This window comes from Streptomyces sp. NPDC053541, assembly GCF_044544705.1.
GTDB lineage: Bacteria > Actinomycetota > Actinomycetes > Streptomycetales > Streptomycetaceae > Streptomyces.
On sequence record NZ_JBITXM010000003.1, the window covers coordinates 24,158 to 43,937 of the forward strand.

At 75.1% G+C, this 19,780-nt stretch carries 16 protein-coding genes; 9 read left to right on the top strand and 7 right to left on the bottom strand.

The window, feature by feature from the left end; genetic code table 11:
• The first annotated feature begins 23 nt into the window (after nt 1–23).
• Nucleotides 24–1,289, top strand: a complete 1,266-nt coding sequence (locus ACIGW2_RS07425; RefSeq protein WP_391652346.1) for a glycosyl hydrolase — start codon at nt 24–26, stop codon at nt 1,287–1,289.
• 99 nt (nt 1,290–1,388) lie between these two features.
• Nucleotides 1,389–4,430, top strand: a complete 3,042-nt coding sequence (locus ACIGW2_RS07430) for an alpha-mannosidase (RefSeq protein WP_391652345.1) — start codon at nt 1,389–1,391, stop codon at nt 4,428–4,430.
• An 87-nt stretch (nt 4,431–4,517) separates the two neighbouring features.
• Here ACIGW2_RS07430 and ACIGW2_RS07435 read toward each other — a convergent pair whose 3' ends face one another.
• Nucleotides 4,518–5,504 (bottom strand): DUF2382 domain-containing protein, encoded by a 987-nt coding sequence (locus tag ACIGW2_RS07435; protein WP_399841783.1) that lies wholly within the window; start codon nt 5,502–5,504, stop codon nt 4,518–4,520.
• 210 nt (nt 5,505–5,714) lie between these two features.
• On the opposite strand from ACIGW2_RS07435, the gene ACIGW2_RS07440 reads away from it, so the two are divergent.
• On the top strand, nt 5,715–6,926 hold the full coding sequence (locus ACIGW2_RS07440) for an ROK family protein (RefSeq protein ID WP_391652343.1): 1,212 nt from the start codon (nt 5,715–5,717) through the stop codon (nt 6,924–6,926).
• Nucleotides 6,927–6,965: 39 nt separating this feature from the next.
• On the opposite strand, the gene ACIGW2_RS07445 is transcribed toward ACIGW2_RS07440, so the two are convergent.
• On the bottom strand, nt 6,966–7,958 hold the full coding sequence (locus ACIGW2_RS07445; RefSeq protein WP_399841787.1) for a M23 family metallopeptidase: 993 nt from the start codon (nt 7,956–7,958) through the stop codon (nt 6,966–6,968).
• Between the two features lie 96 nt (nt 7,959–8,054).
• Complete coding sequence (locus ACIGW2_RS07450; protein ID WP_399841790.1) at nt 8,055–9,146, bottom strand: SPFH domain-containing protein; 1,092 nt, start codon at nt 9,144–9,146, stop codon at nt 8,055–8,057.
• A gap of 167 nt (nt 9,147–9,313) precedes the next feature.
• Between ACIGW2_RS07450 and ACIGW2_RS07455 the strand changes: the two genes are divergently transcribed.
• Together ACIGW2_RS07455 and ACIGW2_RS07460 are read left to right on the top strand one after the other, a co-directional pair.
• Complete coding sequence (locus tag ACIGW2_RS07455) at nt 9,314–10,750, top strand: WGR domain-containing protein (protein ID WP_356067997.1); 1,437 nt, start codon at nt 9,314–9,316, stop codon at nt 10,748–10,750.
• Nucleotides 10,747–11,214, top strand: coding sequence for a hypothetical protein (locus ACIGW2_RS07460; RefSeq protein WP_399841795.1), 468 nt, complete (start codon nt 10,747–10,749; stop codon nt 11,212–11,214). Before ACIGW2_RS07455 ends, ACIGW2_RS07460 begins: the two co-directional genes overlap by 4 nt.
• 20 nt (nt 11,215–11,234) lie before the next feature.
• Here ACIGW2_RS07460 and ACIGW2_RS07465 read toward each other — a convergent pair whose 3' ends face one another.
• Together ACIGW2_RS07465 and ACIGW2_RS07470 are read right to left on the bottom strand one after the other, a co-directional pair.
• Nucleotides 11,235–11,657, bottom strand: a complete 423-nt coding sequence (locus ACIGW2_RS07465; protein ID WP_361575902.1) for a DUF350 domain-containing protein — start codon at nt 11,655–11,657, stop codon at nt 11,235–11,237.
• A gap of 101 nt (nt 11,658–11,758) precedes the next feature.
• Nucleotides 11,759–13,174: a dipeptidase gene (locus ACIGW2_RS07470; RefSeq protein WP_391652339.1), complete on the bottom strand. Its 1,416-nt coding sequence runs from the start codon at nt 13,172–13,174 to the stop codon at nt 11,759–11,761.
• 205 nt (nt 13,175–13,379) lie between these two features.
• On the opposite strand from ACIGW2_RS07470, the gene ACIGW2_RS07475 reads away from it, so the two are divergent.
• The 3 genes from ACIGW2_RS07475 (at nt 13,380) to opcA (ending at nt 15,988) form a co-directional block, all read left to right on the top strand.
• Entirely contained in the window at nt 13,380–13,970 is a 591-nt protein-coding gene (locus tag ACIGW2_RS07475) for a DoxX family membrane protein (RefSeq protein ID WP_356068002.1), read from the top strand.
• A 4-nt stretch (nt 13,971–13,974) separates the two neighbouring features.
• On the top strand, nt 13,975–14,895 hold the full coding sequence (locus tag ACIGW2_RS07480) for an NADP-dependent oxidoreductase (RefSeq protein ID WP_391652338.1): 921 nt from the start codon (nt 13,975–13,977) through the stop codon (nt 14,893–14,895).
• A 181-nt stretch (nt 14,896–15,076) separates the two neighbouring features.
• Nucleotides 15,077–15,988: a glucose-6-phosphate dehydrogenase assembly protein OpcA gene (gene opcA / locus ACIGW2_RS07485; protein WP_356068005.1), complete on the top strand. Its 912-nt coding sequence runs from the start codon at nt 15,077–15,079 to the stop codon at nt 15,986–15,988.
• A 54-nt stretch (nt 15,989–16,042) separates the two neighbouring features.
• Here the strand turns inward: opcA and ACIGW2_RS07490 are convergent, their stop codons facing one another.
• Together ACIGW2_RS07490 and ACIGW2_RS07495 are read right to left on the bottom strand one after the other, a co-directional pair.
• Nucleotides 16,043–16,849, bottom strand: coding sequence for a class I SAM-dependent methyltransferase (locus tag ACIGW2_RS07490; protein WP_391652337.1), 807 nt, complete (start codon nt 16,847–16,849; stop codon nt 16,043–16,045).
• Nucleotides 16,846–18,117 (bottom strand): cytochrome P450, encoded by a 1,272-nt coding sequence (locus ACIGW2_RS07495; protein WP_391652336.1) that lies wholly within the window; start codon nt 18,115–18,117, stop codon nt 16,846–16,848. The genes ACIGW2_RS07490 and ACIGW2_RS07495 overlap by 4 nt, the downstream gene beginning before the upstream one ends.
• A 205-nt stretch (nt 18,118–18,322) precedes the next feature.
• On the opposite strand from ACIGW2_RS07495, the gene ACIGW2_RS07500 reads away from it, so the two are divergent.
• Nucleotides 18,323–19,525: a cytochrome P450 gene (locus ACIGW2_RS07500; RefSeq protein ID WP_399841804.1), complete on the top strand. Its 1,203-nt coding sequence runs from the start codon at nt 18,323–18,325 to the stop codon at nt 19,523–19,525.
• Nucleotides 19,526–19,780 lie beyond the last annotated feature (255 nt).

Genomic DNA, 19,780 nt, shown 5'->3' on the forward strand with positions numbered 1-19,780 from the left:
TCACGAAGGACACCGCACCGCACATGACGCACCCTCCTTCCGCCGTCCCGCGCTTCGGCGTCAACTACACGCCCAGCGAGGGCTGGTTCCACCACTGGCTGGACTTCGACCTCGACGCCGTCCGCGCCGACCTGGACTCGGTCGCCGCCCTCGGCCTCGACCACGTCCGGGTCTTCCCGCTGTGGCCGCTGTTCCAGCCCAACCGCGCCCTGATCCGGCCGCGCGCCGTCGAGCAGCTCGCCGCGCTCGTCGACGCCGCCGCCGAACGCGGCCTCGACGTCGCCGTCGACGGCCTCCAGGGCCATCTGTCCAGCTTCGACTTCCTGCCCGCCTGGACCCGGACCTGGCACCGGCGCAACCTCTTCACCGACCCCGAGGTCCTCGACGGCCAGGCGACCTATCTGCGCACCCTCGCCGCCGCCCTCGCCGACCGGCCGAACTTCCTCGGCATGACCCTCGGCAACGAGATCGACCAGTTCTCCGGCGACCCCCACCCCGATCCCGACCGGATCACCCCCGAGCAGGCCGGGCACTGGGTGCGCCGGATGCTCGCCGCCTGCGAGGCCGGCGCACCCGGCCGGCTCCATCTGCACGCCGCCTACGACGCCGCCTGGTACCTCGACGACCACCCCTTCACCCCCCGTCACGCCGCCCGCCTCGGCGCGGCCACCGCCGTCCACTCCTGGGTGTTCAACGGCACCGCCCAGCGCTACGGCGGCGACTCCTTCGCCGCCGGCCGGCACGCCGCCTACCTGGTCGAACTCTCCAAGGCCTGGGCCGAGGACCCGCACCGCCCGGTCTGGCTCCAGGAGGTCGGCGCCCCCGCCCCGCACGTCCCCGCCGACCGGGCGGCCGGATTCACCCGGACGACCGTCGCCGCCGCGCTCGACTGCCCCGGGCTGTGGGGTATCACGTGGTGGTGCTCCCACGACGTCGACCGCGCCCTCGCCGACTTCCCCGAACTGGAATACGGCCTTGGCCTGTTGACCAACGACCGCACGCCCAAGCCGGCCGCGCGGGCGCTCGCCGACGCCGTCGCCGAGGCCCGTGCCGCCTGGACCCCGCCGGCCCCGCGGAGCACCGCCCTCGTCGTCGACCTGCCCGAGGAGGTCACCGAGCGGGCCTCCTGCGGCCCCGGCGGCCGTCACTTCGAGGCCTTCATGCGGCTCGCCGCGGACGGGGCCCGCCCGGCCGTCGTCCTCGCCTCCCGCGCCGCCGACCCCGCCCATCTGGCCGCCCGCGGCATCACCGAGCTGGTCACCCCCGACGAGCTCGCCGCCCGCCCGTGACCCCCGGCCCCGGGCACCCGCGACCCCGCCGCCTGAGCCCGAACCCGTCCGGCACGCCCGCACCCGTACCCCCGACCCCGCCCCTTGGGAGCGCTCCGCATGCATGACGACCGCAGCCTCGTCGAGTCCCGGCTCAAGCGGGTCCTCGAAGAACGCGTCCGGCCCGCCGTCCACCCCGCCTCCGTGCCTCTGACCGCCGGCATCTGGACCGCGCCCGGCGAACCCGTGCCGGTCGCCGAGGGCCTCGCCGCGCCTCGTACCCCGATCGCCGCCGGCGAGGCCTGGGGCGCGCCCTGGTCCACCAGCTGGCTCACCGTCAGCGGCACCGTCCCCGAGGAGTGGGCCGGCCGCACCGTCGAGGCGCTGATCGACCTCGGCTTCGACGCCAACATGCCCGGCTTCCAGTGCGAGGGCCTGGTCTACCGCCCCGACGGCAGCCCGGTGAAGGGCCTCCACCCGCGCAACCAGTGGGTGCGGATCGCCGCGCCCGCGGTGGGCGGCGAGGAGGTGCTGCTGCACGTCGAGGCCGCCGCCAACCCGGTGATCCTCGACTACCACCCCTTCCTGCCCACCGAGCTCGGCGACAAGGCCACCGCGGGGGACCGCCCGCAGTACCGGCTGGCCCGGCTCGACCTCGCCGTCTTCGACGAGACCGTCTGGAACCTCGTCATCGACCTGGAGGTGCTCGGCGAACTCATGGCCGAGCTGCCCGTCGAGGGCGCCCGCCGCTGGGACCTGCTGCGCGCCGTCGAGCGCGCCCTGGACGCCCTCGACCTCCAGGACGTGGGCGGCACCGCCGCCGCGGCCCGCGCCGAACTCGCCGGCGTCCTCGCCTCGCCCGCCGAGCCCTCCGCCCACCGCATCAGCGCGGTCGGCCACGCCCACATCGACTCCGCCTGGCTCTGGCCGCTGCGCGAGACCGTCCGCAAGGTGGCCCGCACCACCGCCAACATGACCGCGCTCCTGGAGGACCAGCCCGACTTCGTCTACGCCATGTCCCAGGCCCAGCAGTACGCCTGGATCAAGGAGCACCGGCCCGAGGTGTACGCCCGGGTCAAGAAGGCCGTCGCCGAAGGCCGGTTCGTCCCGGCCGGCGGCATGTGGGTCGAGTCCGACACCAACATGCCCTCGTCCGAGGCGATGGCCCGGCAGTTCGTGCACGGCAAGCGCTTCTTCCTCGACGAGTTCGGCGTCGAGAACCAGGAGGCCTGGCTCCCCGACACCTTCGGCTTCGCCGGCGGCCTGCCGCAGATCATCCGGCAGGCCGGCTCGCGCTGGCTGCTCACCCAGAAGATCTCCTGGAGCCAGGTCAACTCCTTCCCGCACCACACCTTCTGGTGGGAGGGCATCGACGGCACCCGGATCTTCACCCACTTCCCGCCCATCGACACCTACAACTGCTCCATGCAGGGCAAGGAGATCGCCCACGCCGTCCGCAACTTCAAGGACAAGGGCCGCGCCCGCCACTCACTGGCCCCCACCGGCTGGGGCGACGGAGGCGGCGGCACCACCCGCGAGATGATCGCCAAGGCCGCCCGGATGCGCGACCTGGAGGGATCCGCGACCGTACGCTGGGAGCGGCCCGCCGAGTTCTTCGCCAAGGCCGAGGCCGAGTACCCCGAACCGCCCGTGTGGGTGGGGGAGTTGTACCTGGAGCTGCACCGCGCCACACTCACCAGTCAGGCCCGCACCAAGCAGGGCAACCGGGCGAGCGAGAACCTGCTGCGCGAGGCCGAACTGTGGGCCGCCACCGCCGCCGTGCGCACCGGGTTCCCCTACCCGTACGCCGCGTTGGACCGGATCTGGAAGACGGTGCTGCTGCACCAGTTCCACGACATCCTGCCCGGCTCCTCCATCGCCTGGGTGCACCGGGAGGCGGAGGCCACGTACGCCGCCGTCGCCGAGGAGCTCACCGGCATCGTCGACCGCGCCCAGCGGGCCCTGGCCGGCGAGGGCGACGGAACCGTGGTCTTCAACTCCGCCCCGCACGCCCGGGGCGGCGTCCCGGCCGGGGGCGCCCGCCCGGCCGCCGCCCTGCCCGCCGCGCCCGGCCGCTGCACCGCCGCACCGCGCGCCGAGGGCGGCTTCGTCCTCGACAACGGGCTGCTGCGGGTCACCGTCGACGCCCGCGGCCTGGTCGTCTCCCTGCTCGACCTCGGCACCGGACGCGAGACCGTCGCCCCCGGCGCCGCCGCCAACCTGCTCCAGCTCCACCCCGACTTCCCCAACATGTGGGACGCCTGGGACGTCGACCGCTTCTACCGCAACACCGTCACCGACCTCACCGGCGTCGACGAGCTCACCCTGGCCGAGGACGGGCCGGACGCCGTGTCCGTCCGCGTCACCCGCTCCTTCGGGTCCTCCACCGCCGTCCAGACCCTCACCCTCACCGCAGGCGAGAAGCGCCTCGACCTCGGCACCGAGGTCGACTGGCACGAGACGGAGAAGTTCCTCAAGACCGCCTTCCCGCTCGACCTGCACACCGACCGCTACGCGGCCGAGACCCAGTTCGGGCACCTCCACCGGCCCACCCACACCAACACCAGCTGGGAGGCCGCCAAGTTCGAGGCCTGCAACCACCGCTTCGTGCACCTGGAGGAGCCCGGCTGGGGCGTCGCCCTGGTCACCGCCTCCACCTACGGGCACGACGTCACCCGCACCGTGCGCCCCGGGGACCGCGGCACGACCACCACCGTCCGTGCCTCCCTGCTCCGCGCCCCGCGCTTCCCCGACCCGCACACCGACCAGGGACGCCACCGCTTCCGGCACGCCCTCGTGCCCGGCGCGGGCATCGGCGACGCGGTCCGCGAGGGCCACCGCATCAACCAGCCCGAGCGGCGGGTGCCCGGCGGCGCCGAGGTGACGCCGCTCGTCGGCGTCGCCGACGGGGCCGTGGTGCTCAGCGCCGTCAAGCTCGCCGACGACGGCAGCGGGGACGTCGTCGTCCGCCTCTACGAGGCGCACGGCGGCCGGGTCCGCACCCGGCTCACCGCCGGCTTCCCGCTCGCGGGCGTCCAGGTCTGCGACCTCCTGGAGCGCCCCTGGGACGAGGACGCGGACCGGGTGCGGGCCGAGGGCGAGGAGGTCCGGATCGAGCTGCGGCCCTTCCAGCTCCTGACGCTGCGGCTGCGACGGGCCTGACCGGCCCGGGGCCCCTTCCGGGGCCCGGTCCGGCCCGTCATGGCGATGCCGGCCGCCGACCCCCCGGGGCGGCGGCCGGGCGCGGTCCTAGCTCCTTCCGCCCTCGTCTCCCTCCGCCGTGCGTCCCCGGCCGGTTCCCGTCTCCATGCCCCGGTCGGTGACCTCGTCGGTCTCGACGTCGATGCGCTCCTTGCGGACCTGGCCGGTGACGGTCTCCTCGTCGGTGACCTCCTCGGCGCGCAGGCTGACCCGCTCCACGGGCACGGTCCGGGTCTCGATCACGGGGCGTTCCTCGTGGAGGGTGACCTCGTGCTCGGCCTCGGAGATCTCGGGGCCGGACATGGCCTGTTCGCGGTTGGCCTCGGTGATGGGCTCGCGTTCGACGCGGGCCTCCTCGTGGCGGACGGGCACCGTCTGCTGGACGTCCTCGGTGACGACGTACTTGCGCAGCCGGACGCGTCCGCTCTCGACCCGCTCGGTGCCGACGTGCATCTGCTCCTCGGAGCGCGTCATGGCGTCGTCGCCGTCGGTGCGCGCCGTGCCCCGCATGCCGGCGGTCCCGGCGGCGGTGTCGTCCGCCGTCATTCCGCCGGCCGGCGCGTCGCCGACGCCCATGCCCCGGGCCCGGTCGCCCTGGCCCGCCATGCCGCCCGCAGCGGTGCCGGCCGCGGTGCCGGCCGCCGTGCCCGTGGCGGTGCCCGCCGTACCGTGTGCCCAGCCCTCACCGGGGCGGTTGGCCTGTTCCCAGGCCTCGTCCCAGGCGATGCCGTAGTGCTTGTACAGGCGCCGTTCCTCGCGGGCGGAGAGGTGTCCGCCGCTGTCGACGTCGACGTGCGGCGCGTCCTTGACGCGGTCCTTCGGGTACGGGACCTCCAGGTGGTCGTCGACCAGGGAGGCGTCCCTGATCGGTACGAACGTCTCGCTGGATCCGAACAGGCCCGTCTTCACGGTGACCCACTCGGGGCGACCGGTCGCGTCGTCCACGAAGACGTGCTTGGCGTCGCCGATCTTCTTGCCGTGGGCGTCGTGCACCGGGTGGTCCACGACCGCAGGAATCTGTTCCTGGGCAATCATGGCGGCCCTCCTGGTTCTGTCGCGGTCACAGCGCGACTTTCCGCTCAGAAGTGATGAAAACACCTCATGAAGGCCGGAATTGGTTGATTCGTCAGTCATTGATCGATCACCCGTGCGCACCGTCCCACCTCGGATTTCACCGGTTCGGTCACCGAACCCGGTGATACGGGACGAGCCCTTCCGCCGCCCGCCGGTTAGGCTCTCGGCACCATGAACAGCCGCAAGGACACCCCGGAGCCCAAGGCCGACAAGGCGGGCGTGCGCCGGCACAACCTGAGCCTCGTGCTGCGCACCGTGCACGAGAGCGGCGAGACCACGCGCGCGGCCGTCGCCGCCCGCGTCGGGCTCACCCGCGCCGCCGTGTCCTCGCTGGTCGAACAGCTCCTGGAGCTCGGCCTGCTCGTCGAGTCCGGGAAGACCTTCAGCGGCCAGGCCGGCCGCCCCGGCACCGTGCTCGAACCCGCCACCACCGGACCCGCCGGCCTCGGCGTCGAGCTCAACGTCGACTACGTCAGCGTCTGCGTCGCCGACCTCCGCGGCACCGCCCGGGTCCGCCGCACCGTCCCGCTCGACAACCGCGCCCTCGCCCCCGTCGAGGTGCTGCGCCGGGCCGCCGCCATCGCCGCCGAGGTGCTCGCCGAGGCCGCCGGGCACGCGCTGCGCCCCACCGGCGCCCGGCTCGCCCTGCCCGGCCTGGTCTCCCACGGCACCGTCCAGCAGGCCCCCAACCTCGGCTGGAACCGGGTCGACGCGGACGCCCTGTTCACCCGCGCCCTCGACGCCGCCCGCCCGGCGGGCGCCCCCGCCCTGCCCGTCGCCTCCGACAACGAGGCCAACGTCGCGGCCCTCGCCGAGCTGTGGTTCGGCGAGCTCGCCGACGTCCGCACCTTCCTGCACGTCACCGGCGAGATCGGGGTCGGCGGCGCGATCGTCCTCGACGGCGAACTGCTGCGCGGCGCCCACGGCTTCGCCGGCGAGATCGGCCACCTCACCGTGCTCCCCGACGGCCCGCGCTGCCGCTGCGGCTCGCACGGCTGCCTGGAGCGCTACGCCGGGCAGGCCGCCCTGCTGCGCGCCGCCGGGGTCCGCACCGTGGACGCCCTGGTACGGGGCGCCGAGGAGGCCGAACCACGCGCCCTCGCCGCCCTGGAGGAGGCCGGCCGGATGCTCGGCGTCGCCGTCTCCGGCGCGGTCAACCTGCTCGACCCGCAGGCCGTGGTCCTCGGCGGCATCTACCCGCGCCTCATGCCCTGGCTCGCCCCGGCCGCCGAGGCCGAACTCGCCCGCCGCGTCGTGTCCGGCCTCTGGACCCCCGCCAAGGGCCGGCTGCGCGCCGCGACCACCACCGCCGACGCCGCCCGCGGCGCCGCCGCGCTCGTGATCCGCGACATCCTGGCCGACCCGCTGGCGTACGGCGGCTGACCCGGCACCGCAGGCCGCGAGCACGGCCGGCCGTCGGCCTCAGACGCGCACGCCGTGGGCGCGCAGATACGCCAGCGGGTCGACGTCCGAGCCGAACCCCGGGCCGGTCCGCACCTCGAAGTGCAGGTGCGGGCCCGTCACCCGGCCCGTCGCGCCCGAGCGGCCGATCCGCCGCCCCGCGGACACGCTCTGGCCCACCGACACCTCCACGCGCGAGAGATGGGCGTACTGCGTGTACCGGCCGTCCGGATGCCGGATCACCACCTGGTGGCCGTAGCTCCCCTCGTACCCCGCGCGCACCACCCGGCCGGGCCCGACCGCGCGCACCGGCGTCCCCGAGGGCACCGCGAAGTCCTGGCCCGTGTGATAGCCCTTCGACCAGGAACCGCGCTGGCCGTAGAAGCCGGTGAAGCGGTACGAGGAGACCGGCGTCGTCCAGCCGCGGCTCACCGCACCGGTGCCGGAGCCCCCGCCGCCGCCCGGGCCACCGCTCGTGGCGCCCGTCCGCTGCTCGTACTTCCAGCGGTGGCTGGTCCAGTACCAGTGCCCGCCGCTCCGGAACCAGTACACGCGGTCCCGGGCGTCCCAGCCCTGCCGGCCCCGGAAGACCGGCTCACCGCCGCTGCCGCCGGCGTGGGCGCGGGCGGACGGTGTGCCCTTCGCACCGCCCGTGCGCTGCGCGTACACCTCCCGGTGGCTGGTCCAGCGCCACTCGCCGGCGGCATTGCGGAACCAGTACCGCGAGCCGTCCCAGCCCGCGTGGGAGGGCGCGGTCACCGCCGCCGCGGGAGCCGCGCCGAGCCCGGTGAACGCCACCGCGCCCACCGTCGCCAGGACCGCGCAGCGCACCCCGCGCAGCCCGCCGGGACCACCGCCGCGCCCCGCCCGCGCGGCGGCCCGGGCCGCCCCGCAGCCCGCGCAGTCGCAGCCCTCGGCGGGCTCGTCGGTGAACCCGGGCACGCCCAGGTCCGGGGCGCGCTCTCCGCCCCCGTCTTCGCCCGGGTGCGCGTCCGTCCTGGTGTCCCTGGCCATGTGCACGTCCTCGTTCCTCGTTCCCTCGTTCTGCCGTCTGCCGTCTGCCGTCTGCCGTCTGCCGTCTGCCGTCCGGCTTCTGTCGCGTGCCGCCGGTCAGTCCCCGCCCCGCTCGGGACGGCCGCCCTGCCGGGTGTAGAAGGCCACGGTCAAGTCCTTCACCAGCGCCTGGCGTTCGAAGTCGTCGAGCTCGACGAGACCGCGCGTGGTCAGTCGGGTCACCGTGTCGTCCACGGCGTCGATCACGCTCGTCAGGACGGAGTCCCGGTGCTTGGCGTCGAGCGCGGCGACCTGCCGCCGGTGCATCGCCGCCGCCACCTCCGGCGCGTACTCGATCCGGGTCGGCTGCGCCGAGAACACCGCGACCCCGACCGGGCGGCACTCCGCCGCGAGCAGCCGGGTCAGCCGGGCGCCCACCGCCTCCGCGTCCCGCAGCGTGGGCCCGTCGCCCCGGAAGGCGTCCGCGGGCAGCTGCGAGAGCACCCGGGCGGTCGCCGCCTCCACCTGCTCGCGCAGATAGGACAGGTGGTCGTCCACGGCCAGCAGGGCCCGCGCCGTGTCCCGCACCGACCACACCACCAGGACCACGACCCGCAGCGCCGTGCCCTCCGCGTCCACGGCGGCGATCGGCTCGCTGCGCCAGTGCCGCAGCCGCACGTCCACCCGCCGGCGCAGCGCGAAGGGGCTGATCCAGACCAGCCCGGTGCGCCGCACGCTGCCCCGGTAGCGCCCGAAGAGCGAGAGCACCCAGGCGGTGCCGGTACGGCCCCGGGTGAGCCCGCCGAGCGCGATCACCGTGACCACGGCGCAGCCCGCCAGGACCGCCCACTGCCAGGGCGCCACGGGGGCGGCGCGCGGCGGGCGGGCCCGCCACAGCAGCGCGGCCGCCGCGCCGAGCGAGGTGAGGGCGACGAGCACGGCGCACCAGCCGGGGAGGGCCGCGCCGGGCCGCTCGGCCAGCTCGGGTTCGTCGGGCGGCGGGCGCAGCGGCAGACCGCCGGGCCCGGGGGCGGGCGCCCGGTCCGGAGCCCGGTCGGGAACCCGGTCCGGCGCCCGGTCCGTTGCCGTCCGGGCGGGGGGCCGCTCCGGCGCGGGCCGGACGGCGGCGCGGAACAGGTCGTCCATCGGTATGCCGTCGGTGTGCCGACGCACCCGCACGGGCAGGGGCCGCTTCTGTGGCTCCGTCATGAGGCCCTTTCCCTCGCCGTCCGGGGAGGTGACGGCGCGTCGGATGATCTTCACGTGCCATCGTCACAGGGGTGGATGTCCGGAATGCCGCGACGAAAGTCCTGAATCGGGCGGACTTTGGTCCCGCCGCACGGGCGTTGTCAGTGGCTGCCCGTAGCGTTCCTGTCATGACGACGAAGACCTATCTGGAGCTGTCGCAGGACGGCGGCGGCGCGCACAAGTTCTACGAGGTGACGGTCGACGGCACGGTGGTGTCGGTCCGTTACGGACGCATCGGCGCGGCCGGCCAGACGCAGACCTCGACCTTCGCCACGCCCGAGAAGGCGCGGGCCGCCGCGGCGAAGAAGATAGGGGAGAAGGTGCGCAAGGGATACGCGCCCGCGGTGCAGGGGCAGCGCGCGCCGCGCTCGGTGACCCGCCGCGCCGTGACCTCCGCGCCGTCCACCGCCCGGGCCGTCGCGCCCGTCCTGTGGCGCTTCCGCACCGGCTCCGCCGCCTTCGGCATCCACGTCGACGACGAGCGCCTGTGGGTGGGCAACCAGGCGGGCGAGGTCTTCACCCTGGCCCACGGCGGCGAGGTCCTCGCCCGCTACAGCCTGCCGGACGGCGTGAAGTGCCTGGTCGCCGACGACTTCTGGATCTACGCGGGCTGCGACGACGGCCGGGTCTACGACCTGTCGTCCAAACTGCCCTTCGCCGCCTACGACATCGCCGCCGACGTCGACATCTTCTGGCTCGACATCCACGAGGGCGTGCTCAACGTGGCGGACCGCTCCGGCCGGCTGACCGTCATCGACCACGAGGACGAGCACCAGTGGGCGCGCGGCGGACGCGGCGAACACGCCTGGATGGTGCGCGCCGACGGCGACGCGGTCTACTACGGCGACAGCCGGGGCGTCGCCGCCCACGCCCCGGACAGCGGGCGCGAGCTCTGGCACGCGCCGCTGGAGGGCGGGGTGCTCTTCGGCTGGCAGGAGCACACCTCGGTGTACGCGGGCACCGGCCGCCGCAAGGTGCACCGCCTGGCCAAGCGGGACGGGCGCACCGAGGCGGTGTACGCCTGCGACAGCGTGGTGTACTCCTGCGCCACCTCGCCCGGCGGGCGGTTCGTCTTCGCCGGTGACAGCGCCTCCTCGGTCTACTGCTTCGCGGAGGACGGCACCCGGCTGTGGAAGCTGGGCACCGGCGGCGGCTCGGCGCTGTCCATGCAGTACCGCGACGAGCGCCTCTACCTGGTCACCACGGACGGCTCGCTGCTGTGCGTGGACGCGAGCGAGGCCGCCATCGCCGCCGCGCAGCAGGGCGACGTCCCGGTCGCCCAGGACGTCAAGCTCGCCGCCGCGCTGCCCACCTACGCGCCGGCCACCACGGTCGCCGCCGTCGACGCGGTGAGCAGCGCCCCGGCCGGCTCGATCGTCGTGGAGTGCGTCCAGGAGGGCGGCCGGACCCGGGTCCGGGTGCTCACCGAGGGCTACGACCCGGGGTGGAACGTGCAGTTCCCGCGCGCCATCCGCGAGCCCGGCGCGCGCTATGTGGTGGACGCGCTGCACTCCGCCTCCGGCGGCTTCTACCGGGTGCGCGGCGACATCAGGCGGCTGCTGTGAGCGGGGCCTTCGCGGCGGCCACGGGGGACGGGCCGCCGCTGCCGGAGGCGGCGGCGGAGCAGCGCTCGCGCGAGGTGCGGGCGGCCTTCGAAGGGCTGCTGCAGATCCGGCGGGTGACCCACCGGCAGGGCGGCGACCCGGCCGCCCGGCCCGCCGCGTGGGAGCTGCACCAGCCGGTGCGGGCGGTGGCGCTGGCCCTGGAGGCGGCGAAGCAGCCGCCGTCGGCGGTCGACGCCACCGGGGCCCGGGTGGCGACCGGCTACCGGGTCACCCCGGGCGAGCGCCCCGGCACCGCCGTCGTGGAGTGGCTGGGACCGCCGGGCTCCGGCGCGGCCCACGAGGAGGAGGCGGCCCTGACCGCCTGCGCCGCCGCCCTCGAACGGCTCGGCTGGGAGGCGCTGCTCTACCGGGGCCCGCGCCGCCACCGCAGGCTGGAGGTGGAGCCGGCCGGCCCCACCGCGTAAGGGGGATTCCCCGGTGTGCGTCAGGCGATCGAGGCCGAGACGATCGCGGCCACGGCCAGGTTGCAGGAGGCCGTCACCCACACCGCCGGGTGGGGCTCCGGGTCGACCAGGGTCGCGCCGAGCTTGCCCGGCGTGACCAGGTCCACGACGAGGAAGGCGACGGCCATCAGGACCAGACCGAGCAGACCGAACGCGGCCGTGGAGAGCAGGCCCTTGGCGAAGTCGTCGTAGGTGGTCCAGATGGCCGTGAAGACGATGCCGCCTATGCCGAGGAGCGCGGAGCTGAGCAGGATCGACGCGTTCCGGTTGCGGTCCTCCCAGATCTGCCGGCCGAGCTTGCCGGGGGTCAGGATGTCGACCAGGACGATGCCGAGGATCAGCAGCACCACGCCGAGGGCGCCGTAGGCCGTGGTCCGGCCGAGGCCGTTGACGATGTCGCTCATGGAATGCCGGCTCCGGAGGGAAGTGATCGTGAACGATCGCGGTCAAGGACCGGCAAAATGTAGCGCAGGCCCACCCGGCGCAGGCCGGGCGGGCCTGACCGTCAGGACCGCGAGGCGGCGTACGAGCGGAGGAACAGCGCCTCCGTCAGCGCCATGTGCTCGATCTCCGAGGGGTCCACGCTCTCGTTGGGCGCGTGGATGAGGCAGCCGGGCTCCTCCACCCCGATCAGGGCGATCTCGGCCGCCGGGAACTGCGCGGCCAGCACGTTGCACAGCGGGATCGAGCCGCCCTGCCCCGACTGGACCATGTCCTTCCCGTACGCCGTGCGGAAGGCGGCCCCGAGCGCCCGGTAGGCCGGCCCGTCGGTGCGCGCCCGGAACGGCTGGCCCGCGCTCTCCGGCTCCACCTCCACCCGGGCGCCCCACGGCGCCGCGGCGAGCAGATGCTCGGTGAGCGCCGCCCGCGCCTGCTCCGCGTCCGTGCCCGGCGGCACCCGCAGGCTGACCCGGGCCCGCACCTTCGCCTGCACGGCCGCCGAGGAGCCCACCACCGGCGGGCAGTCGATGCCGAGCACCGTCACCGCGGGCCGCGCCCACAGCTCGTCGGCCACCGAGCCCGAGCCGAGCAGCGACACCCCGTCGAGGGCGCCCACGTCGGCCCGGAACTGCTCGGCCGGATAGTCCACGCCGTCCCAGGAGCCGTCCGCCGCAAGGCCCTTGACGGTGGTGTTGCCGGCCTCGTCGCGCAGGCTGTCCAGGATCCGCACCAGGGCCGCGAGCGCGTCCGGGGCCGGGCCGCCGAACATGCCCGAGTGCATCTCGCCCCTGAGCGTCGACACGGTCACCACCACGTTGGTGAGGCCACGCAGCGAGGTCGTCGCGGTCGGCAGCCCGAGCGCGAAGTTGCCCGTGTCGCACACCAGCAGGCAGTCCGCGTCGAAGAGTTCGGGCCGCTGCGGCACCAGCCGCTCCAGCCCGCCGGTGCCCTGCTCCTCCGAGCCCTCGGCCACGAACTTGAGGTGGACGGGGAAGCCCTCGCCCTCCTCGCCGCCCAGCGCCCGCAGCGCCGTCAGGTGCATGGCGATGTTGCCCTTGCAGTCGGCGGTGCCCCGCCCGTACCAGCGCCCGTCCCGCTCGGTCAGCTCGAAGGGCGGGGTGCGCCAGGCCGCGTCGTCGAGCGGCGGCTGCACGTCGTAGTGGCAGTAGAGCAGCACCGTCGGCGCGCCCTCGGGGCCCGGGGCGTGCCCGACCACCGCGTCCGTGCCGTCCGGCGTGGTCACCCGGCGCATGTCGCGCAGCCCGGCCTCCGTGAACGCCCGGACCAGGTAGTCCGCGGTCGCGGCGCACTCCTCCGGCGGGAACTGCCGGGGGTCGGCGACCGAGCGCAGCGCGACCAGCCGGGTCAGGTCCTCCTTGGCCCGCGGCATCAGCTCCCGGACCCGGGCGCGCAGCGCCTCGGCCTCGGCGGGGCCGACGGCCCCGGCCGGATCGGTGGTCTCGGCGGAATCGGTGGTCATGCGTCCCCACTCTCGTCGGGCCGGCCCGACGCGGGCCGTCACAGCGTCCTCACTCAAGCAGCACGGGACGAACGCCGCAAAAGATGACCTGTATGGACGAGTGCGGCACCCGTCCACCGGCGGTCCCGGGCGGAACGGCGCACAGTGGAGGACGAGAGTGCAGGGCGCGCGCACCCGCCGCACCCCCGTCCCACCGGGAGACGACATGACCGCTTTCAACCGACGCGACCTCGGGCTCCTCGTGCTGCGAGTCGGCACCGGCGCCGTCCTCGCCGCACACGGCACCCAGAAGCTGCTCGGCTGGTTCGGCGGCGGCGGAATCGAGGGCACCACCAAGGCCATGGAGGCCATGGGCTTCCATCCCGGCCGGGAGAGCGCCGTCGCCGCCGGGCTCGGCGAGGCCGGCGGCGGACTGCTGCTCGCCCTCGGCCTCGCCACCCCCGCGGCCGGCGCCGCGGCCGCGGGCGCCATGGCCGGTGCCGTCGCCGTGCACTACCCGTCCGGCTTCTTCGCCATGAGCGGCGGCTACGAGTACCCCGCCTTCCTCGGCTTCACCGCGGCCGCCCTCGGCGTCACCGGCGCCGGCCGGCTCTCCCTCGACCACGCCACCGGTCACGTCCTGGACCGCCCGTGGGTGGTCGCCACCGCCTTCCTCGGCACGGCGATCGCCGCCGCGGCCGTCGTCAACCGCCGCGCCGAGGCCATCGCCGCCCCCGCCCCGGCCGAAGCCGCCGCGCAAGCGGCACCCGGGGAGCCCGAACCCGAGCACGGCACCGCCCGAGAGACGGAGAACTGACCCCGTGAAGGCCATGGCCATGCCGGAGTACGGCGGCGCCGACGCGCTCACCCTCATGGAGCTCCCCGACCCCAAGGTGGCCCCCGGCGAGGTCCTGGTCCAGGTCCGCGCCGCCGGGGTCAACCCGGTCGACTGGAAGCTCGCCGCCGGCGGACTCGACCCGCTGATGGTGTCCCACTTCCCGATGATCCCCGGCTGGGACGTCGCCGGCGTGGTCGCCGGAAACGGCCTCGACGCCACCGAGTTCGCCCCCGGCGACGAGGTCGTCGGCTACATCCGCAAGGACAGCGCCGAGCACGGCGCCTACGCCGAACAGGTCGCCGTCCCCGTCCGCATGCTCGCCCGCAAGCCCCGCGCGCTGAGCTGGGCCCAGGCGGGCGGTCTGCCGCTTGCCGGCCTCACCGCCCTCCAGGCCGCCGACCGGGTCGGCTGCTCCGCGGGCGACACCGTCCTCGTGCACGCCGCCGCCGGTGGCGTGGGCTCGCTCGCGGTGCAGATCCTCACCGCCCGCGGCGCGCGGGTCATCGGCACCGCGAGCCCCGCCAACCACGGCTTCCTGCTCGACCTCGGTGCCGAACCCGTCGCCTACGGCCCCGGCCTCGCCGACCGGGTCCGCGAGGTCGCCCCCGACGGCATCGACGCGGCCCTCGACTTCGTCGGCGGCGACTCCGTCGACGTCTCCGCCGAACTCCTCCCCGACCCGTCCCGGCTGGCCTCCATCACCGACCACCGGGCCGCCGCCCTCGGCGGGCACTACGTCTGGGTGCGGCCCGACGGCGCCGGGCTCGCCACCCTCGGCGCCCTCGCCGACGAGGGCCGGCTCACGGTCTTCGTCGAGAAGGAACTCCCGCTGCGCGAGGCCGCCGAGGCCTGGCGGCTGAGCAGCGAGGGCCACACCCGGGGCAAACTGGTCCTGACGGTCTGAGGAATCCGCCTCCGGAACCCACCAGTGGAATCCGCCGCCGGGAGCCCGCGGGCCCCCGGCGGACCAGGACGGGGCCGAGGACCGTCGTACCCGGGAAGAACCGGAGCCGGTCCGGCGCTACGGGGAGAGGCAGGGGAGAGCCGCGCATGCGGGCACGTGACGGAAGGGACCGGTGCCGGTCATGAAGATCGATCTCACGGACACCAACTCCAGCAGCATCAACAAGGCGATCCTTCAGGCCCGGCGGGCCGTCGGCACCCCCGCCGTCGGCATGGTCCTCACCCTCGTCATCGTCACCGACGAGGAGCACGCCTACGACTCCGTGAAGGCCGCCAACGAGGCATCCCGCGAGCACCCCTCGCGCACCCTGGCCGTCATCAAGCGGCACGGCCGCGGCCCGCGCGCCCGCAACGAGCCCCGGCTCGACGCCGAGATCCGCGTCGGCACCGACGCCGGCGCCGGCGAGACCGTGCTCCTGCGGATGCACGGCGAAGTGGCCCGGCGCGCCGACTCCGTGGTGCTGCCGCTGCTGCTGCCGGACGCGCCGGTCGTCGTCTGGTGGCCGGTCGACGCCCCCGAAGTCCCCTCCCGCGACCCGCTGGGCTCGCTCGCGCAGCGCCGCATCACCGACGCCTACGCCGTCGAGGACCCGCTCGGCGCGCTGGCCGCCCGGGCCGCCTCGTACGCACCGGGCGACACCGACCTCGCCTGGACCCGGCTCACCCCCTGGCGCTCCCTGCTCGCCGCCGCCCTCGACCAGGCCCGGGCGACGGTGACCTCGGCCGCCGTCGAGAGCGAGGCGGAGAACCCCAGCGCCGAGCTCCTGGCCCGCTGGTTCGGCGACCGCCTGGACGTCCCGGTCGAGCGGGTGGTCACCGACGGGCCCGTGGTCACGGCCGTGCGCCTGGGCACCCCCGACGGCGAGATCCGCATCGACCGCCCCGAGGGCCCGGTCGCCCACCTCTCCATCCCCGGCCAGCCCAACCGGGTGATGGCCCTCAAGGTGCGCACCACCGCCGAGCTGATCGCCGAGGAGCTGCGCCGCCTCGACCCCGACGAGGCCTACGCGGCGGCCCTGCGCCACGGGCAGTGAGAAGGGGGGTGGGGGCGCCCGCCCCCACCCCCGCTCGCTCGGGCCGTGCTTCGGTCAGGCCTTGCGGAAGACCATCACGAAGTCGGCCATCTCGCGCACCCGCGGCCGCCCCGGCTCCGGCAGCGCCCGGAGCCGGGCGCAGGCCTCCGCCACCAGGTCCAGGTCCTCGGGCCGCACCTGCCACGCGCCGGTGAACAGCCGCCCGTCGGCGATCGAGCGGGCCATGCCCTCCGGCGAGACGTGGAAGACGGCGGGCCGCTCGCTCCGCGCCCCCTCGTAGCGCAGCCCGTGCGCCGCGGCCAGCGGGGCGAGCAGCTCGGGGGAGTCCTGCCGGGTGCCGTCGGGATCCAGCCGGTCCTCCAGCTCGCCCACGATCCGCCCGATGTCGTCGGCCGGGCGCATCCCCCGCGCCGGGATGACCAGATAGCGGCCCCCGGACCGCAGCACCCGCGCCACCTCCGCGAACACCGCCCGCGGGTCGGGTCCCGCGTGCAGCAGCCAGGTGGACACCGCCTGGGCGACCGCTCCGGTACGGACCGGCAGCCGGCCCGCGTCCCCGACGGCCACCCGCGCGCCGAGCCGGTCGCGGGCCTGGGCCAGCATCCCGGGCGACAGGTCGACCCCGTGCACGCGGTGGCCGAGCGCGGTCAGTTCGGCCGCCACGATCCCGGTGCCCACCCCGATGTCGAGTACCGGCTCGGCCGGGTCGAGCAGCGGCGCCAGCTGCCCGGCGAAGCCCGCCGCCCGGGCGGTCCCGCCGCGCGAGGCGTCGTACGTCGGCGCGATGGCGTCGAAGGCGGCGGTGCCGCCCCCGGCGGGAGCCGCCGCGGACCCGGTGGTCGTGGCCGCGCCGCCGTTCACTCCTGCCCGCCCGCTGCCACCGGGGCGGCGCTCCCGCCGACCGTGGGCACCGGGGTGAAGCTCACCGGCAGCGTCGCCATGCCGCGCAGGATGCCCTCGCGCCGGGTCAGGTCCTCGTCCGGGTCGGTGAGCCGCAGATCGGGGAAGCGGCGCAGCAGCGTGCCCAGCGCGATCCGCGCCTCGGCGCGGGCCAGCGGCGCGCCCAGGCAGAAGTGCATGCCGTGGCCGAAAGCGAGCTGTTGCGGCATCTCGGTGCGGGTCACGTCCAGGATGTCGGGGCGGTCGAAGCGGGCCGGGTCCCGGTTGGCGGCGGCCAGCCCGATGATGATCATCTCGCCGGCCGGGATGGTGACCCCGCCGATCTCGTACGGGTCGACCGTGAAGCGCGCCACCCCGCGGCTCACCGGCCCCTCGTAGCGCAGCAGTTCCTCGATCGCCCCGGGCAGCAGCTCCGGGTTGTCGCGCAGCGTCGCGAACTGCTCGGGGTGGCGCAGCAGCGCGTGCACCCCGTTGGCGATCAGGCTCGCCGTGGTCTCGTGCCCGGCCAGCGTCAACAGGATGGCCATCGCGGTGAGTTCGCGGTCGCTGATGCGCTCCTCGGCCTGCGCCGCGCACAGCGCGCTCAGCAGGTCGTCGCGCGGCTCCTTCTTGCGCAGGGCGATCAGCGGCTCGTAGAACTCGGTGAGTTCGGCGCGCGCCCTGGCCCCCTTCGCGAGCCGCTCGGGGGTGTTCGGCGGCATGATGAGGCCGACCGCGAGCCGGGCGAAGTCCGGCTGCCCCTCGGCCGGGATGCCGATCAGCTCGCTCAGCACCGCCATCGGCAGCGGCAGCGCGAACTCGGCCACCAGATCAGCCGATCCGCGCTGGGCGAAGGCGTCGAGGAAGGCGTCGGTGTGGGCCTGGATGCGCGGCGCCAGCGCCTCGACGCGGCGCGCCGTGAAGGCCCGCGAGACCAGGTTGCGCAGCCGGGTGTGGTCGCTGCCGTCGGCCACCAGCATGCTGGCCATCAGCACGTTGGTGCGCTCCTGGTGCGCCATCTCCTCGGCGAGGCCGTTCACCCCGGCCGGGCTGCTGCTCAGCCGGGGGTCGGTGAGGGCCGCCACGGCCTCGTCGTAACCCGTCACCATCCAGACTTCAAGGGTGGGATTCAGCCGCACCCGCTGCACCACCCCGTGCTCCCGGATCCGCTCGAACAGCGGGTAGGGATCGGGCTGTTGGGCGACGTTCAGGGGTACGTCGTGCACGATCGTCCGGCTCTGGTCCGACATCCGCCAACTCCCCGTAAGCGTGGGAAAGATCTGTGGCAGGTAGTCATACCAGCCAGGGAAGTTGCGTGGTAGCGTCACCGACGATCAGCACGGAGAATTGCCCGCGGAACCGGGTCGCCCACCGGCGAAACGTTTGTTCCGCTCCGCTCGACCGACAGCATTTACGGCCTCAACCAGGCCTTACTGTGCAGAGGGAGGCAGATTCGTGGCACCGGCCGAGGACCCCGCGGCAGTCGATCCGATCCTTCGACTGGCCGGTCCGGACCTGCTCCCCAACCCCTATCCGGCATATGCCGAGTTGCGCGAAACCGCCCCCGTCTTCTGGCACGAGCTCCTCGGCTCCTGGGTCCTCACCCGGCACGCCGACTGCCTCACGGTCCTCACCGACAGCACCCGCTTCGCCTCCGACTGGCGCCGCGCCGGAGAGGACATCCCCGGGCCGCTGCTCAGCGTCCAGACCCTCGACCCGCCCGAGCACACCGCCATCCGGCACCTGCTGCTCGACGGCTTCCGCGCCCAGGACCGGAACGCCCTGCACGAGGGACTCGACCGGGACGTCAAGGAACTCCTCGCCGGGCTCGCCGAGCGCCCCTCCTTCGACCTCGTCGGCGAACTCGCCGAGCCCCTCGCGCTGCGCTTCGTCACCGCCTTCCTCGGCGTGCCGGCCCCCGAACTCGACTGGTTCGTGCCCATGTCCCGCACCGTCGTCGACGGCATGGACGCCGGACTGTGGCCCGAGAAGCACGAACCCGCCGTCGCCGCCCGCGCCGAACTCGCCGCGTACGCCGGCGGCTGGCTCGCCGACCCGCCGGCGGACGGCCTCATCGCGTACGTCGCCGCGCACGCCGACACCAGCGGCGTCGAGCCGGCCGTGCTCCGCAACAGCCTGCGCGCAGTCCTCCACGCCGGCTACGAGTCCGCCTCCCGGCTCCTGGGCAACGCCGCCGCGGCCCTGCTCACCACCCCCGGCGCCCTCGCCGCCTTCCGCGCCGCCGGACCCGGCACCGCCGTCGACGAACTCGTCCGCTTCGACGCCCCCGTCCAGGCCGACGCCCGCGTCTGCGTCGCCGACACCGAGATCGGCGGCGTCACCCTCAAGGCCGGCGACCCCGTCACCCTGCTGCTCGGCGCCGCCAACCACGATCCGCGGCGCTTCGCGGATCCCACCGAACTGCGACTCGACCGCGCCCCCAACCCGCACCTCGGGTTCGGCCGCGGGGCCCATGCCTGCCTGGGCGCGTCCATGGCGATCCGGCTCGCCGGATCGGTCCTCGGGACCCTCGCCACGGACCACCCCGGCGCACGGGCGGTCGCGGAACCACACCACCGGCGCAACCTCACCCTCCGCGGCCTCGACCGCTTCGAGGTGACGCTGCGCCCCGCCACGGGGGAGGAGGTCAGGTCATGAAGTACTGGCACTGAGTCGCGCCCCGCGCGCCATGGTGAATGCCCGCACGCCCTTCACCGCAGGAGGAGGTACGGACATGAAGTACTGGCACTGACGCACCTGAGCAGCACGACCCGCGGCCCCCGCGCCCCCGTGGCGGGGGGGGCGCGGCCCCCCCCCCCCCCCCCCCCCCCCCCCCCCCCCCCCCCCGCCCCCCGCGCCCCCCCCCCCCCCCCCCCCCCCCCCCCCCCCCCCCCCCCCCCCCCCCCCCCCGTA